The sequence below is a fragment of the Arthrobacter sp. BGA-UO-ETr-C19 genome, assembly GCF_059568005.1.
Genome location: NZ_JCAQPC010000022.1, coordinates 212,404 through 227,350, shown reverse-complemented (window position 1 = coordinate 227,350; position 14,947 = coordinate 212,404). Strand labels below are relative to the sequence as shown.

The 14,947-nt window shown below is 65.1% G+C and carries 11 protein-coding genes and 2 tRNA genes; 10 read left to right on the top strand and 3 right to left on the bottom strand.

Translation table 11 applies throughout. The features are described 5' to 3' along the window. Window positions 1–43: 43 nt before the first annotated feature. The gene (locus AC57BR_RS15945) at window positions 44–244 is read left to right on the top strand and encodes a hypothetical protein (RefSeq protein WP_496362231.1); all 201 of its coding nucleotides are present in this window, start codon (window positions 44–46) and stop codon (window positions 242–244) included. 60 nt (window positions 245–304) lie between these two features. Here the strand turns inward: AC57BR_RS15945 and AC57BR_RS15940 are convergent. Further along, a tRNA-Gly gene (locus AC57BR_RS15940) sits at window positions 305–378 on the bottom strand. Window positions 379–516: 138 nt separating this feature from the next. Here AC57BR_RS15940 and AC57BR_RS15935 point away from each other — a divergent pair. The 6 genes from AC57BR_RS15935 to AC57BR_RS15910 all read left to right on the top strand — a co-directional run bounded on the left by AC57BR_RS15935 (window position 517) and on the right by AC57BR_RS15910 (window position 5,843). After that, window positions 517–591: transfer RNA gene (locus AC57BR_RS15935), tRNA-Pro, on the top strand. A gap of 79 nt (window positions 592–670) precedes the next feature. Next, window positions 671–2,062 (top strand): trigger factor, encoded by a 1,392-nt coding sequence (tig, locus tag AC57BR_RS15930; protein WP_496362229.1) that lies wholly within the window; start codon window positions 671–673, stop codon window positions 2,060–2,062. Between the two features lie 243 nt (window positions 2,063–2,305). Beyond that, window positions 2,306–2,920, top strand: a complete 615-nt coding sequence (locus AC57BR_RS15925; protein ID WP_003803391.1) for an ATP-dependent Clp protease proteolytic subunit — start codon at window positions 2,306–2,308, stop codon at window positions 2,918–2,920. Between the two features lie 38 nt (window positions 2,921–2,958). After that, window positions 2,959–3,618: an ATP-dependent Clp protease proteolytic subunit gene (locus AC57BR_RS15920; protein ID WP_111905627.1), complete on the top strand. Its 660-nt coding sequence runs from the start codon at window positions 2,959–2,961 to the stop codon at window positions 3,616–3,618. Between the two features lie 202 nt (window positions 3,619–3,820). After that, window positions 3,821–5,107, top strand: coding sequence for an ATP-dependent Clp protease ATP-binding subunit ClpX (gene clpX / locus AC57BR_RS15915; RefSeq protein WP_496362227.1), 1,287 nt, complete (start codon window positions 3,821–3,823; stop codon window positions 5,105–5,107). A gap of 121 nt (window positions 5,108–5,228) precedes the next feature. Continuing rightward, complete coding sequence (locus AC57BR_RS15910; protein ID WP_496362225.1) at window positions 5,229–5,843, top strand: mycothiol-dependent nitroreductase Rv2466c family protein; 615 nt, start codon at window positions 5,229–5,231, stop codon at window positions 5,841–5,843. Window positions 5,844–6,255: 412 nt separating this feature from the next. Here AC57BR_RS15910 and valS read toward each other — a convergent pair whose 3' ends face one another. Beyond that, the gene (gene valS / locus AC57BR_RS15905; protein ID WP_496362223.1) at window positions 6,256–8,877 is read right to left on the bottom strand and encodes a valine--tRNA ligase; all 2,622 of its coding nucleotides are present in this window, start codon (window positions 8,875–8,877) and stop codon (window positions 6,256–6,258) included. 119 nt (window positions 8,878–8,996) lie between these two features. On the opposite strand from valS, the gene AC57BR_RS15900 reads away from it, so the two are divergent. Then, window positions 8,997–9,422, top strand: a complete 426-nt coding sequence (locus tag AC57BR_RS15900) for a DUF488 domain-containing protein (protein ID WP_496362221.1) — start codon at window positions 8,997–8,999, stop codon at window positions 9,420–9,422. Between the two features lie 42 nt (window positions 9,423–9,464). Next, window positions 9,465–10,244 (top strand): SDR family oxidoreductase, encoded by a 780-nt coding sequence (locus AC57BR_RS15895; protein ID WP_496362219.1) that lies wholly within the window; start codon window positions 9,465–9,467, stop codon window positions 10,242–10,244. A 19-nt stretch (window positions 10,245–10,263) separates the two neighbouring features. Here the strand turns inward: AC57BR_RS15895 and AC57BR_RS15890 are convergent, their stop codons facing one another. After that, window positions 10,264–11,280, bottom strand: coding sequence for an endonuclease/exonuclease/phosphatase family protein (locus tag AC57BR_RS15890; protein WP_496362217.1), 1,017 nt, complete (start codon window positions 11,278–11,280; stop codon window positions 10,264–10,266). Window positions 11,281–11,615: 335 nt separating this feature from the next. Between AC57BR_RS15890 and ileS the strand changes: the two genes are divergently transcribed. Beyond that, entirely contained in the window at window positions 11,616–14,945 is a 3,330-nt protein-coding gene (gene ileS / locus AC57BR_RS15885) for an isoleucine--tRNA ligase (RefSeq protein ID WP_496362215.1), read from the top strand. Window positions 14,946–14,947 lie beyond the last annotated feature (2 nt).

Below are 14,947 nucleotides of genomic sequence, written 5' to 3'. Positions count from 1 at the left end.
GGGCCATGTGCGGCGCACATGCCCAGATAATGCAGGCCGCACCGTGCACCTGCTGCCCGCAGCGGACCTGTCCCTAGGGACCGGGGCGCTTGGTGCCATTCCGACCAACCCGGCGCTGGGACAATTCCTGACGCCCGGCCAGACGGACCAGATCGTGGCCGCCATTGCAGACGCGCTGCGGGACAGCGAGCAAGTACCCGCGCCCTGGCAAGGGGGCAGGCAGGTAACTATCCCGCTGCCCTAAGCCCCGGCCCCCTCAGGGCTTAACGCAAAAGAGGCCCCTCGTCGAGGGGCCTCTTCCGTTTGGAGGGGACGACGGGAATCGAACCCGCGTAATCAGTTTGGAAGACTGAGGCTTTACCATTAAGCTACGTCCCCGAGGAAAGCGTTCCGGCGTCGGCCATTGGGCTTTTCTTCGGTCGGCTGTTCAAGCCGGATATAACTAAACCTAATTCATGCCCCCGGTGTCAAATGTGCAAACGCGGCAGGGATGAACGTAGACTGTCCTGTGCATTACGGGGTGTAGCTCAGCTTGGCTAGAGCGCCTGCTTTGGGAGCAGGAAGTCGCAGGTTCAAATCCTGTCACCCCGACTCTGCGGCCCGGGCCCCAGGCCTGGTCACAACAACGCGTTTGCAGAACCCATCCAACAAAACCAGGAGTACTTAGACCGTGAAGAGCGCTGTCGAGAACCTCACCCCCACGCGGGTCAAGCTCAATGTTGAGGTCCCCTTTGAGGAATTGAAGCCCAGCATCGACGAGGCATACAAGACTGTTGCTTCGCAGATCCAGGTTCCTGGCTTTCGTAAGGGCAAGGTTCCCGCCAAGCTGATCGACCAGCGCGTCGGCCGCGGCTACGTCCTGGAGACCGCCATCAACGAAGGCCTCAACGGCTGGTACCAGGCGGCCGTCCAGGAATCCGGCATCCACCCCCTGAGCCGTCCCGAGGTTGAGATCACCGAGGTTCCGGACCCCTCCGCCACCGACGGCGAGCTGAAGTTCCAGGCCGAGGTTGACGTCCGCCCCGAAATCGAACTGCCCGACTACGCCGGCATCAAGGTCGAGGTTGCCGCAGCTGAGTCCTCGGACGCCGACGTCGACAAGGCCCTGGACGAACTGCGCGGCCGCTTCGGCACGCTCAAGACCGTAGAGCGCCCGGCCGCTGACGGCGACTTCCTCAGCATCGACATCACGGCAACCATCGATGGCGCCGAGGTGGACTCTGCGTCCGGCCTGTCCTACCAGGTTGGCGCCGGCACCATGCTCGAGGGCATGGACGAGGCCGTCACCGGCCTGAGCGCTGACGAGGACGCCATCTTCGACACCACCCTTGTTGGTGGCGACCACGCCGGCGAGTCCGCCCAGGTCAAGGTTGTGGTCAAGTCCGTCAAGGAGCGCGAGCTGCCTGAGGCGAACGATGACTTCGCCCAGCTGGCTTCCGAGTTCGACACCCTGGCCGAACTGCGCGAGGACCTCGCCAAGCAGGCCGCCGACTCCAAGGTCGTCGAGCAGGGCGTCGAAGCCCGCGACAAGGTCCTGGACAAGCTCGTTGAGCTGGTTGAGGTTCCGGTTCCGGAGTCCGTCGTCGAAGAGCAGCTCGAGCAGCACTTCAAGGCCGAGAACTCCCACGGTGAAGGCGAGCACGACACCGAAGAGCACCGCGCCGAGGTCAAGGCCAACACCGAGCGCGCCTTCCAGAACGAGATCATCCTCGACGCCATCGCCGAGAAGGAAGAAGTGGGCGTCAGCCAGAACGAGCTGATCGACTACATCGTCACCACCGCCAGCCAGTACGGCATGGACCCGAACCAGTTCGCCCAGATCATCGACCAGAGCGGCCAGGTCCCCATGATGGTCTCCGAGGTCCGCCGCCGCAAGGCGCTGGCCGTCGTCCTGGGCCAGGCCGAGGTCACCGACTCCGAGGGCAACAAGGTCGACCTGAGCGACTTCGTCCGCCCCGGCGGCGAAGAGGCTCCGGCCGTCGAAGCCGAAGCAGAAACCGAAGCTGAAGAGGCAGCCGGCGAGACCGTCGCGAATGACGATCCCGCGGCCGTGAAGTTCTAGCAGCCACACGCATCAGCGGCGCCAGCCCCCGGGTCCTCGGATCCGGGGGCTGGCCCGTTAACAGCGGCTGTACAGCTCCCGCGGGCAATCGTGCGCCGTCAGCGAACAGCGCGATTCCGACGAACAAATCCGCTCCGAAAGCGGTTAGTGTCCAAGTAGTGAAGTTCAGTGATGTCGTTCAGTGATGTCACCGTCACCAGCGAGAGGTAAGTACACATGTCACAGCAAGCAGCGGCCCCCCGCATGGCAACCGTCGATCCTGCAGCCCAGGACAACTACATCTACAACCGCCTGCTGAAAGAGCGCATCATCTGGCTTGGCTCCGAGGTCCGCGACGAGAACGCGAACGCCATCTGCTCACAGCTGCTGCTGCTGTCCGCAGAGGATCCCAACAAGGACATCTACCTCTACATCAACTCTCCCGGCGGCTCGGTGACGGCCGGCATGGCCATCTACGACACCATGCAGTTCATTCCCAATGACGTCGTTACCGTCGCCACCGGCCTGGCTGCCTCTATGGGACAGTTCCTGCTGTCCTCCGGCACCAAGGGCAAGCGGTACGCCACCCCGAACGCCCGCATCCTGATGCACCAGCCTTCCGGCGGCATCGGCGGAACGGCTTCGGACATCAAGATCCAGGCCGAGCTGATCCTCCACATGAAGAAGGTTATGGCTGAGCTCACGGCCGACCAGACCGGCCAGACCGTGGAAACCATCCTCAAGGACAACGACCGCGACAAGTGGTTTACCGCCACCGAAGCGCTCGAATACGGCTTCTTCGACAAGATCTCGGCGCACGCGGGATCTGTCGCCGGCGGCGGCGGAACCCAGAACGCCTCATCCAACGGCCAGAGCTAACCGGCATCAAGACAGAACTGAATCCAGGAGCAATGAACATGAACTACAATTTCGGATCGTCTGCCGGTAACCTGCCGACAAGCCGCTACGTTCTGCCGCAGTTCGAGGAGCGCACCCCGTACGGCTTCAAGCGCCAGGACCCCTACACCAAGCTCTTCGAGGACCGCATCATCTTCCTGGGTGTCCAGGTGGACGACGCCTCTGCCGATGACATCATGGCGCAGCTGCTGGTGCTGGAGTCCACGGACCCGGACCGCGACATCACCCTCTACATCAACTCGCCAGGCGGCTCCTTCACCGCCATGACCGCGATCTACGACACCATGCAGTACATCCGTCCTGAGATCCAGACCGTGTGCCTGGGCCAGGCGGCAAGTGCCGCGGCCGTGCTGCTGGCCGCGGGAACGCCGGGCAAGCGGCTCGCACTGCCCAACGCCCGCGTCCTGATCCACCAGCCGGCGCTGTCCGGCGGCCAGGGCGGACAGGCGTCCGACCTGGAGATCCAGGCGGCCGAAGTCATGCGCATGCGGACCTGGCTGGAGGACACCCTGGCCAAGCACTCCGGCCGGACGCCGGAACAGGTCAACAACGACATCGAGCGGGACAAGATCCTCACCGCCGCCGAGGCACAGGATTACGGCCTGATCGACCAGGTCCTCGATTCCCGCAAGATCAAGCCGCAGGCACTTGCCCGCTAAATACGGGCCAATGCCGGATAAATAGCAGTAACGGACGCCGGTGCGGTTTAGATTTTTGAACCGCACCGGCGCCCGGTTTCCACCCCTCGGGCCGAATGTGACCTAGAGTGGATGTAATCATTGCCGGATCCGCCAGGTAGGGCTGTGATTCCAGCAACCGGTGCAAAGCTGCCCTTGCGGCAAGATACTAAGGGGTTCACATATGGCTCGGATTGGCGAGAGCGCGGATCTGCTCAAGTGCTCTTTCTGCGGCAAGAGCCAGAAGCAGGTGCGCAAGCTCATTGCCGGGCCCGGCGTCTACATCTGCGACGAGTGCATCGAGCTCTGTAACGAGATCATCGAGGAAGAACTCGCAGAGGTCGCTGATCTGGGCAGTTTCGAACTGCCCAAGCCCCGCGAGATCTTTGACTTCCTGCAGGAATACGTCATTGGCCAGGAGCCCGCCAAACGTTCCCTCGCCGTGGCGGTTTACAACCACTACAAGCGGATCCAGGCCGGCCATGCGCCCAAGAGCGGCACACTGGCGGAGGGCGTCCACCACGACGACGTTGAAATCGCGAAGTCCAACATCCTCCTGATCGGCCCCACCGGCTGCGGCAAGACCTACCTCGCGCAGACCCTGGCGCGCCGGCTGAACGTGCCCTTTGCCGTTGCCGACGCCACTGCCCTGACTGAAGCCGGGTATGTGGGCGAGGACGTGGAGAACATCCTCCTCAAGCTCATCCAGGCCGCCGACTATGACGTCAAGAAGGCCGAACAGGGCATCATCTACATCGACGAGATCGACAAGATCTCGCGCAAGAGCGAAAACCCTTCGATCACACGCGACGTTTCGGGCGAGGGCGTGCAGCAGGCCCTGCTGAAGATCCTGGAAGGAACGGTTGCCTCGGTTCCCCCGCAGGGCGGCCGCAAGCACCCGCACCAGGAATTCATCCAGATCGACACCACCAACGTCCTGTTCATCGTCGCCGGTGCCTTTGCCGGCCTGGAGGACATCATCGGCTCCCGCTCCGGCCGCAAGGGCATCGGGTTCGGCGCGCCGCTGAACGAGGTCAAGAACACCGACTCCTACGGCGAAGTGATGCCGGAAGACCTGCTGAAGTTCGGGCTTATTCCGGAGTTCATCGGCCGCCTGCCGGTCATCACCACCGTGTCCAGCCTTGACCGTCCGGCCCTGATCCAGATCCTGTCCACGCCCAAGAACGCCCTGGTCAAGCAGTACCAGAAGATGTTCCAGCTGGACGGTGTGGAATTGGTGTTCGACGACGCCGCCCTTGACCTGATTGCCGACCAGGCCCTGGAACGGGGAACCGGAGCCCGCGGACTGCGCGCCATTATGGAGGAAGTCCTCCTGCCGGTCATGTTCGACCTGCCCAGCAGGGACGACATCGCCAGCGTGGTCATCACGGCGGACATGGTTGCCAAGAAGGCCCAGCCCACCATGATCACGCACGACGTCGTGGCCAAACGTCGGAACAAGTCCGCCTAACCGGAATAAGTCCCCCCAATCGGAATAAATCCACCCAGTCTTTCGCTGTCCCTTAAGCGCGCCCTGCGACTACGGCTTTGTGGCGCGCCACACCCCGAAGACTTCCCTGAGGAGATTTGCTGTGTCTGAGACCGCCGCCAACAAGGCCGACTTCTGGTTCGACCCCCTCTGCCCGTTCGCCTGGGTCACCTCCCGCTGGATCGGCGAGGTGGAGGGCGTCCGTGACATCAAGACGGAGTGGCATGTCATGAGCCTGTCCGTGCTGAACGAGGGCCGCGACCTCGACCCCAAGTACCGTGAAGCCATGGACAAGGCCTGGGGCCCGGTCAGGGTCATCATCGCCGCGCAGGAGCAGCATGGCGACCACGTGGTCAAGCCGTTGTATGACGCCATGGGATCGCAAATCCACGACGGCGGCCAGAAGGACTTCTCGATCGTCATCAGCAAGGCCCTGGCCGAATGCGGCCTTCCCGCCGAACTGGCTGCCGTCGCTGACTCCGACGAGTACGATGCCCAGCTTCGGGCCAGCCACGAAAAGGGCATCTCGCTGGTGGGCCAGGACGTCGGAACCCCGGTGGTGGCCTTCAACGGCACCGCGTTCTTCGGACCTGTCCTCACCCGTATTCCGCGGGGAGAGGAAGCCGGGAAGATCTGGGACGCGTCGGTGACCCTTGCGGCCTACCCGCATTTCTTTGAGATCAAGCGCAGCCGCACCGAAAGCCCCGCCTTCGACTGATCTCTTTTGACTGACCCCGACGGGCCGACGTCGGGGGCGTTTCAGGGCCCCGGTAGAACTACATGAGAGTAGTTCTACCGGGGCTCTTGCGCATCCGGAACCGGAGGACAAAGATAGAACTTACCCACTTCGAAAGAAGTGAGACGCAAGAACCAAAGATTCAGTGACATGCTTCCAACGCAGCCTTCGGCAAAGTTAGAAGCAGGCTACCAGTGACAAGGTAGGAAGACCTGAAATTTCCAAGGATCTTGCCAGACTGTCAAAGATGTCACCAGACAGCCGAAAAGTCGAAGCCCCACCAACGGCAAAACGCTGATGGGGCTTCCCCTTTGCCCAAAAAACTTTGCCCAAAAACCGAAGCCCCACCAGCGCCAGGCGCTGATGGGGCTTCGAAGTGTTCAGCCAGGGCTGGCTAGGCCTGAGCCGGCTCCTCGGCCGGGGCCAGCTCCACGTTGCTGACCGTCAGCTCGCCCTCTCCCGCGTTGAGCGAGATCTCCTGCGCATTGGCCGCGGCCTTGAGGTCCCCAAGGCCTGCCTGAAGCTGGGCCACGAGCGACTCCGGGGCGGTGATCGTCGCCGACAGGACCTCGGTGCGCTGCTTGACCTTGGCCTCGGACTTAGCCTTCCGGATACCGCTGAGCGCAATGCCCACGGTGCCCAGCATGCCGGTGTCGCCGTCGGTGATCTCCAGCGGCGCCGGCCAGGCGGCACGGTGCACGGAGCCGGCCCGCCACCAGCTCCAGACCTCTTCGGTGGCAAAGGGCAGGAACGGCGCGAAGAGGCGCAGCAGCGAATCCAGTGCGGTGGCCAGGGCAGCCAGCACGGAGGCCTGCCCGGTCTCGCCGGCGGCACCGTAGGCGCGGTCCTTGATCAGTTCGACGTAGTCGTCGGTGAACTGCCAGAAGAAGGATTCGCTGATCTGCAAGGCGCGGGCGTAGTCGTAGTTGTCGAACGCCTTGGTGGCCTGGGCCACGACGTCGGAGAGCTGCGCCAGCAATGCCCGGTCCAGGGGATTGGTCAGGACGGACAGGTCCGTGGAGACCACCGAGTTCTCCGTGGCGCCAAGGTTCAGGACGAACTTCGAGGCGTTCAGCAGCTTGATGGCCAGGCGGCGGCCGATCTTCATCTGGGCGATCTCGTAGGCCGTGTCGGCGCCCAGTCGTGCGGAGGCAGCCCAGTAACGGACGGCGTCGGAGCCGTACTCGTTCAGGACGTCCGTCGGCACCACCACGTTGCCCTTGGACTTGGACATCTTCTTGCGGTCCGGGTCCAGGATCCAGCCGGAGATGGCCGCATGCTTCCAGGGCGCGACGTTCTGCAGGGCATCGGCGCGTACGACGGAGGAGAACAGCCAGGTGCGGATGATGTCGTGTCCCTGCGGGCGCAAGTCGAACGGGAACACCTTGGCGAACAGGTCCTCGTCCCGGCTCCAGCCGCCCACGATCTGCGGGGTCAGGGAGGAGGTGGCCCAGGTGTCCAGCACGTCAGCGTCACCGGTGAAGCCGTTGGGCTGGTCACGCTGGGACTCGTCGTAGCCCGGTGCGGTGTCGGCCGCCGGGTCCACCGGCAGCAGGTCATCGGACGGCAGGACAGGGTTGTCGTAGTCCGGGTTGCCCTGGGCGTCCAGCGGATACCAGACCGGGATCGGCACGCCGAAGAAGCGCTGGCGGGAGACCAGCCAGTCACCGTTGAGGCCGGCAATCCAGTTCTCGTACCGGGAGCGCATGAAGGACGGGTGGAAGTCGATGTCCTGCCCGCGGCCGATCAGGCGTTCGCGGCGGTCCTCGTCGCGGCCGCCGTTGCGGATGTACCATTGCCGGGACGTGACCACCTCGAGGGGCTTGTCACCCTTCTCAAAGAAGTTCACGGGGTGGGTGATCTTCTTGGGCTCGCCGTCGAGGAGGCCGGCTGCCGTGAGCAGCTCCACCACGGCCTCCTTGGCGGAGAAGACCGTCTTGCCGGCGATCGCGGCGTAGGCCTCGCGGCCGGCATCCGTGGTGATCCACTCCGGAGTCTCGGCGAGGATGCGCCCGTCGCGGCCCACGATCGCCCGGGTGGGGAGCTGGAGTTCGCGCCACCAGGTCACGTCGGTCAGGTCACCGAAGGTGCAGACCATCGCGATGCCAGAGCCCTTGTCCGCCTTGGCCAGTGGGTGGGCCTTGACCTCCAGTTCGACGTCGAACAGCGGGGACTTCACGGTCTTGCCAAACAGCGGCTTGTAACGCTCGTCGTCGGGGTTTGCCACCAGGGCGGCGCAGGCCGCGAGCAGTTCGGGACGGGTCGTCTCGATGAAGATTTTCTCGCCGTCGGCGGTGAAGAAAGGGTAGCGGTAGTACGCACCGGGCACCTCACGGTCCTCGAGCTCGGCCTGCGCCACGGCGGTGCGGAACGTGACGTCCCAGAGGGTGGGGGCCTCGGCCATGTAGGCGTCGCCGGCGGCCAGGTTGGCTAGGAACGCGCGCTGGGAGACGGCCCGGGAGGTGTCATCGATGGTGCGGTAGGTGAGGTTCCAGTCAACGGACAGGCCGAGGGTCTGGAACAGGTTCTCGAAGACCTTTTCGTCCTCGACCGCGAGTTCCTCGCAGAGTTCGATGAAGTTCTGCCGGGAGACGACGTCGAAGTCCCGCTGGTTCTTCGCCGGCTGTGCCGGCGGCTGGTAATCAGGGTTGTACGGGATGGCGGGATCGCAGCGGACACCGTAGTAGTTCTGGACACGGCGCTCGGTGGGCAGGCCGTTGTCGTCCCAGCCCATGGGGTAGAAGACGTTCTTGCCGGTCATGCGCATGTAGCGGGCCTGCACGTCGGTCTGCGTGAAGGAGAACATGTGGCCCACGTGGAGGGAACCGGACGCGGTGGGCGGAGGAGTGTCGATCGAGTAGACCTGTTCCCGGGTGGTGTCCGGGTCGAACCGGTAGGTTCCTTCCTCGAGCCAGCGCTGCGTAAGGGCAGCCTCCAGGCCTTCCAGGGCCGGCTTGTCGGGAACGTTGATGGGGGCGGTGGCGGGCGTGTCTGTACCCTGCGTTGATTCAGCCATGGAGCAATTGTTTCATGCCGGGCAATTGTTTCATGCCGGGCAATTGTTTCCTGCCGGGCATTTGTTTCCTGCCCTGCAGTGCGTGCCCGCTGCCGGACGCCGGGAGTAGCATGCGGCCTATGACCAAAGCAGACGCTTCCTTTGCGATCAAACGCATCTATGAGGAACCAGCGGACGACGACGGCTGCCGGGTCCTGGTGGACAGGCTCTGGCCGCGCGGGGTCAGTAAGGAACGGGCGCAGCTGGAGCTGTGGCTCAAGGATGTCGCGCCGTCGCCGCCGTTGCGGCAGGAATTCGCCCACATGCAGGACCGGTTCGAGGACTTCCGTGCCCGGTACGGGGACGAGCTGGCGGGCAATCCGGCGGTGGACCAGCTCCTGGAACTCGCGGCGAAGCACGGGACGGTGACGCTGCTGTACGCCGCCCGGGATCCGGAGGTGAACCATGCCAGGGTCCTGCTGGAGTTCCTGGCAGCACGTGGCCTGGCACAGTCAACAGCCCGGCAAAGTCAACGGCCCGGGAAAGTCAGCGGTTCGCGGAAGTAAACATTGGGCTCGCCCACCAACGCTTGGCGCTAGGGTGGTGCCATGACTGAGGTTTCCGCAAGCTCCGACGTGTCCAGCAACAAAGCAGCCCTCGTTACGGGCGCCAGCTCCGGCATCGGCGAGGCCACGGTGCGCGCGCTCCGCGCCGACGGCTGGACCGTGTACGCCGTCGCCCGCCGCCAGGAACGCCTGGCCGCGCTGGAAGCCGAGACCGGCGCCGTCGCCCTGGCCGCGGACATCGCCGAGGACGGAGACGTGGCCCGCCTGCTGGCAGAGGTGACCTCCGCCGGCGGGATCGACACGCTGGTCAATATCGCCGGCGGTGCCCGCGGGGCGGACCGTGTGGGGCAGGCCGTGACCGACGACTGGGAGTGGATGTACCGCGTGAACGTCCTCGGCACCATGAAGCTCACCCGTGCCTTCCTGCCAATGCTGCGCGAAAACGGCGAGGGCACCGTCCTGAACCTGACGTCGACGGCAGGGCTGGATGCCTACGAAGGCGGCGGCGGCTACAACGCCGCCAAGTTCGCCCAGCATGCCCTGACAGGGGCGCTGCGGCTGGAAGAGGCCGAGCACAACGTCCGGGTCATCGAGATTGCGCCCGGCCTCGTCCAGACCGAGGAGTTCGCCCTCAACCGGCTGGGTGACGCGCAGGCGGCCAGCAAGGTGTACCAGGGCGTGGAGAAGCCGCTCACCGCCGGAGACGTGGCCGATGTGGTGCGCTACGCCGTGAGCGCACCGCACCACGTGAACCTCGACCAGATCGTCATCCGGCCGGTGGCTCAGGCCTCGAACTACAAGCTGATCCGCAAGCAGGCCTGAGCCGGCCAACCCGCCGTCTCTATCCGTTCACCGGAAGGTCCAGCGTGGCCAGCACCGCCGCATGGTCCGTCCCGGCGACGCGGTGCACGTCATAGCCCGACGCCGGAATGCGCGGACTGGTGATCAGGTGGTCGATGGTGATGCCGGGCAGCGGCTGGCCGTCCATCGGCCAGGTGGGCGTGAACCGCGCGCCGGATGCCGTGCCGACGTCCACCAGCTTCCGGCCACCCGGGCCGCCGTCGAGCAGTCTGCGGAACTCGGAGTGGTCGTAGGTGGCGTTGAAATCGCCGAGCAGCAGCAGATTGCCCTGGCCGTCCGCCCCGTTGCGGGCCACCAGCCGGCCCAGCGATTCCAGGTCGCTGCGCCACTGACCCACGCGGACATCCACCGGGGGCAGGGTGTGCACGTTCGTGACCTCGAGCGTGGCGGCTGGCAGGGTCAGCCGGAAGGTTGGCATCTGGAACGGTGTGTCGGGAATCAGCCCGATGGCTTGGATGGAGTGCTTTGAGTACGTTGCGCTGCCAGAGCCGTTCTCCATGGGGCTGCTGATCCGGTGGGGAAGGAGACTCCCGAGTCCCTCGGCGGTCAGCCGGTCCTCCAGCGACTGGGTGTACTCCTGGATAGCGAGCAGTTCCACCCCGTTGTCCCGGACCAGCCGGACGATCTCGGCGGCGTCGGCCTTGCCGAAGCGGGAATTGATGCTCATCACGGTTAACGGAACGGTGCTGCCGGAAGCGGACCCGCCGGCGCCCGCCGCGCCCGCGTCCGATTGTCCCGCGTCCGCTCTGCCTGCGTCCGGCGCCCACAGCCAGAAAAGCTGGGCTCCGAGGAGCAGTACGGCAGCGGCCGTGACCACGAGCCGCCGGCCCAGCAGCGCCAGGGCCAGCGCAAGGGCGGCAAAAATCACCAGCCACGGCGTGAAGGACAGCAGCTGGACCACCTGTGTGGGCCACTCGGCCGGAATGGCACGGAACACCGAAAGCGAAGCGACCGGCAGGAGAATGCAGAGCGCCAACACCCTGGCCGAAGCAGTCATGGATCGAGTCTAGGCCGAGGGTGCTCATGGTTATGGCCGCCGCGGCCACAGCAGTTAGACTGGAGCCAACAGCTTTGACCCGGCCATCACCGGTGAGCTTCCGGAAGAACACCCGGCCCGCGGTACGGACAACCGATCGCGGGGGACCAGGCCAGTAGAACCGGACGGGTAAGCCCGTCACAGCAGCAATGAGCGGCCGTCGTCGAACTCCCTCAGGGTTGGTCGGCGGTAAGTGAGGTGGTACCGCGGTGCCGGTGCAGTCGCATGGCTGCGCACGCGCCGTCCTCGCATCCTGAATGATCCACTTGTTCACCAGCTCAACCCAGGATGTCGAGATGACGTATTACCCCAAGGCCTCAGCAGTCCCGTCCGGTCCGGGCTCCTCTGCAGGAGTGTCCGCCTCCGTGAAGTTCCCGGAGATCGAAGAGCGGATCCTCAAGTACTGGGACGAGGACGGCACCTTCCAGGCAAGCATCGACCAGCGCAGCGCCGACCTTCCCGGCGGCACCCCCGGCAGCAACGAATTCGTCTTCTACGACGGCCCGCCCTTCGCCAACGGCCTGCCGCACTACGGCCACCTGCTCACCGGCTACGCCAAGGACCTGGTGGGCCGCTATCAGACCCAGCGCGGAAAACGCGTTGAACGCCGCTTCGGCTGGGACACCCACGGCCTTCCCGCCGAGCTGGAAGCCATGAAACAGCTGGGCATGACGGATAAGACCCAGATCGAGGCCATGGGCATCGACAAGTTCAACGACGCCTGCCGCGCCTCCGTGATGAAGTACGCCAACGAATGGCAGGCCTACGTCACCCGCCAGGCCCGCTGGGTGGACTTCGACAACGACTACAAGACACTCAACGTCGAGTACATGGAGTCCGTGCTGTGGGCTTTCAAGCAGCTGCACGAGAAGGGCCTGACCTACAACGGCTACCGCGTGCTGCCGTACTGCTGGAAGGATGAGACGCCGCTGTCCAACCATGAGCTGCGCATGGATGACGACGTCTACAAGAACCGCCAGGACCAGACCGTCACGGTGACGTTCCCCGTCAAGGCGGGGGAGTCGGAACTGTCCCAGCAGCTGGCCGGTGTGCAGGCGCTCGCCTGGACCACCACGCCCTGGACGCTGCCCACCAACCTGGCGCTCGCCGTCGGGCCTTCCATCAGTTACGCCGTGCTGCCCGCCGGACCGAACGGCGTCAAGGCCGCCTCGGCGGACGCGCCCGTCACCGGAAGCTTCCTGCTCGCCGAGGACCTGCTGGGCACCTACGCGAAGGACCTCGGATACGACGATGCTGCGGCCGCGGCCGCCGCCGTCACCTCCACCCACACCGGCGCCGAGCTCGAAGGGCTCACCTACGAGCCGCTGTGGCACGACTTCGCCGACACCGAAAAGTACGGCACCCAGAACGCCTGGCAGTTCCTCGTGGCGGACTACGTCACCACCACCGACGGCACCGGCATCGTCCACCAGGCCCCGGCATACGGTGAGGACGACCAGAAGGTCTGTGAGGAAGCAGGCATCCCCGTGGTTCTCTCCGTCGACGAGGGCGCCAAGTTCCTGCACCTGTTCGCCCACGGCGACCTGCACGACATCGTCGGACTGCAGGTTTTCGAAGCCAACAAGCCCATCACCCAGGTGCTCCGTGCCCAGGGCCGCCTGGTCCGCCAGGCCAGCTACGAGCACAGCTACCCGCACTGCTGGCGCTGCCGCAACCCCCTGATCTACCGCGCCGTCTCCTCGTGGTACGTCGAGGTCACCAAGTTCCGCGACCGGATGTCCGAGCTGAACCAGGAAATCAACTGGATCCCCGGCAACGTCAAGGACGGCCAGTTCGGCAAGTGGCTCGCCAACGCCCGGGACTGGTCCATCAGCCGCAACCGCTACTGGGGCAGCCCCATCCCGGTGTGGCAGTCCAGCGATCCCGAGTACCCGCGCACGGACGTGTACGGCTCCCTGGCGGAAATCGAGGCCGACTTCGGCCGGCTGCCGCTGAACAAGGATGGCCAGGTGGATCTGCACCGGCCGTTCATCGACGAGCTGACCCGGCCCAACCCGGACGATCCCCGCACCCCCGAAGAGGGCCAGTCGGTCATGCGCCGCGTGGAGGACGTGCTGGACGTCTGGTTCGACTCCGGCTCCATGCCCTACGGCCAGGTGCACTACCCGTTCGAGAATGAGGCCTGGTTCGACACCCACAACCCGGCCGACTTCATCGTGGAGTACATCGGGCAGACCCGCGGCTGGTTCTACATGCTGCACATCCTGTCCACCGCGCTGTTCGACCGCCCGGCGTTCCGGAACGTCATCAGCCACGGCATCGTGCTGGGCTCCGACGGCCAGAAGATGTCCAAGAGCCTGCGCAACTACCCGGACGTCTCCGAAGTGCTGGACCGCGACGGCTCCGACGCCATGCGCTGGTTCCTCATGTCCAGCCCCATCCTGCGCGGCGGCAACCTCGTGGTCACCGAACAGGGCATCCGCGACGGTGTCCGCCAGGTCATCCTGCCGCTGTGGAACGTGTACAGCTTCTTCACCCTGTACACGAACGCCGCTAACGCTGCTGCAGGACAGGCGAACGGCTACGACGCGCAGCTGCGGTACGACGGGTACACGGACACGCTGGACCAGTACCTGCTGGCCAACACCGGCGACCTCGTCCGGAACATGACCGCCCAGCTGGACACCTATGACATCTCCGGGGCCTGCGACGAACTCCGCAGCTACCTGGACATGCTCACCAACTGGTACGTCCGCCGCAGCCGCCAGCGGTTCTTCGACGAGAACGCCGACGCCTTCGACGCCCTGTACACCGCCCTGGAGGCCGTGTGCCGCGTGGCCGCCCCGCTGCTGCCGCTCGTTTCCGAGGAGATCTGGCGCGGCCTCACCGGCGGCCGCTCCGTGCACCTCGCCGACTGGCCGGACCCGGAGCTGTTCCCGTCCAACGCCGCGCTGGTTGAGGCGATGGACCGCGTGCAGCAGATCTGCTCCACCGGATCCTCCCTGCGGAAGGCCGCCAACCTTCGCGTGCGCCTGCCGCTGCAGCAACTTACCGTTGTGGCACCCGGAGCAGATGCGCTGGAAGGCTTTGCCGCCGTCGTCGCCGACGAACTGAACCTGCGCTCGGTCCGCCTCCTGGACGCCGCCAGCGCCTCCCCGGAGGAGTTCGGCATCGAGCAGAAACTCGTGGTCAACGCCCGTGCCGCCGGTCCGCGCCTCGGCAAAAACGTGCAGCTGGCCATCAAGGGTTCCAAGTTCGGAGACTGGTCGGTCTCCGACGCCGGTGTAGTCACCGCGGGCGGCCTTGAGCTGGAACCGCAGGAATACACGCTGGAGACCGTGGTGGCAGAGTCCGACGGCGGTTCCGCCTCCGTAGCGGTGCTGCCAGGCGGAGGTTTCGTCGTGCTGAACACCGAAGTCACCCCCGAGCTCGAGGCCGAAGGCCTTGCCCGTGACATGGTCCGTTCCATCCAGCAGGCGCGCAAGGACGCCGCGCTGAACGTGAGTGACCGGATCCGGACCACCGTGAACGCCGCGCAGAACGTCATCGACGCCCTGCTGGCGAACGCCGAGCTGGTGAAGACCGAAACGCTGACGCTCGAGCTGGAGGCCGTGCCTGCCGACGCCGCGGAACCGCGCATCACTGTCGAAAAAGTAGAGGCCTGAGA

What these genes read in the sequence shown, in the direction of transcription:
- valS (WP_496362223.1), bottom strand. Translation starts at nt 8,877, where the DNA reads ATGGCTGAATCAACGCAGGGTACAGACACGCCCGCCACCGCCCCCATC.
- AC57BR_RS15925 (WP_003803391.1), top strand. Translation starts at nt 2,306, where the DNA reads ATGGCAACCGTCGATCCTGCAGCCCAGGACAACTACATCTACAACCGC.
- AC57BR_RS15920 (WP_111905627.1), top strand. Translation starts at nt 2,959, where the DNA reads ATGAACTACAATTTCGGATCGTCTGCCGGTAACCTGCCGACAAGCCGC.
- clpX (WP_496362227.1), top strand. Translation starts at nt 3,821, where the DNA reads ATGGCTCGGATTGGCGAGAGCGCGGATCTGCTCAAGTGCTCTTTCTGC.
- AC57BR_RS15890 (WP_496362217.1), bottom strand. Translation starts at nt 11,280, where the DNA reads ATGACTGCTTCGGCCAGGGTGTTGGCGCTCTGCATTCTCCTGCCGGTC.
- AC57BR_RS15900 (WP_496362221.1), top strand. Translation starts at nt 8,997, where the DNA reads ATGACCAAAGCAGACGCTTCCTTTGCGATCAAACGCATCTATGAGGAA.
- AC57BR_RS15895 (WP_496362219.1), top strand. Translation starts at nt 9,465, where the DNA reads ATGACTGAGGTTTCCGCAAGCTCCGACGTGTCCAGCAACAAAGCAGCC.
- ileS (WP_496362215.1), top strand. Translation starts at nt 11,616, where the DNA reads ATGACGTATTACCCCAAGGCCTCAGCAGTCCCGTCCGGTCCGGGCTCC.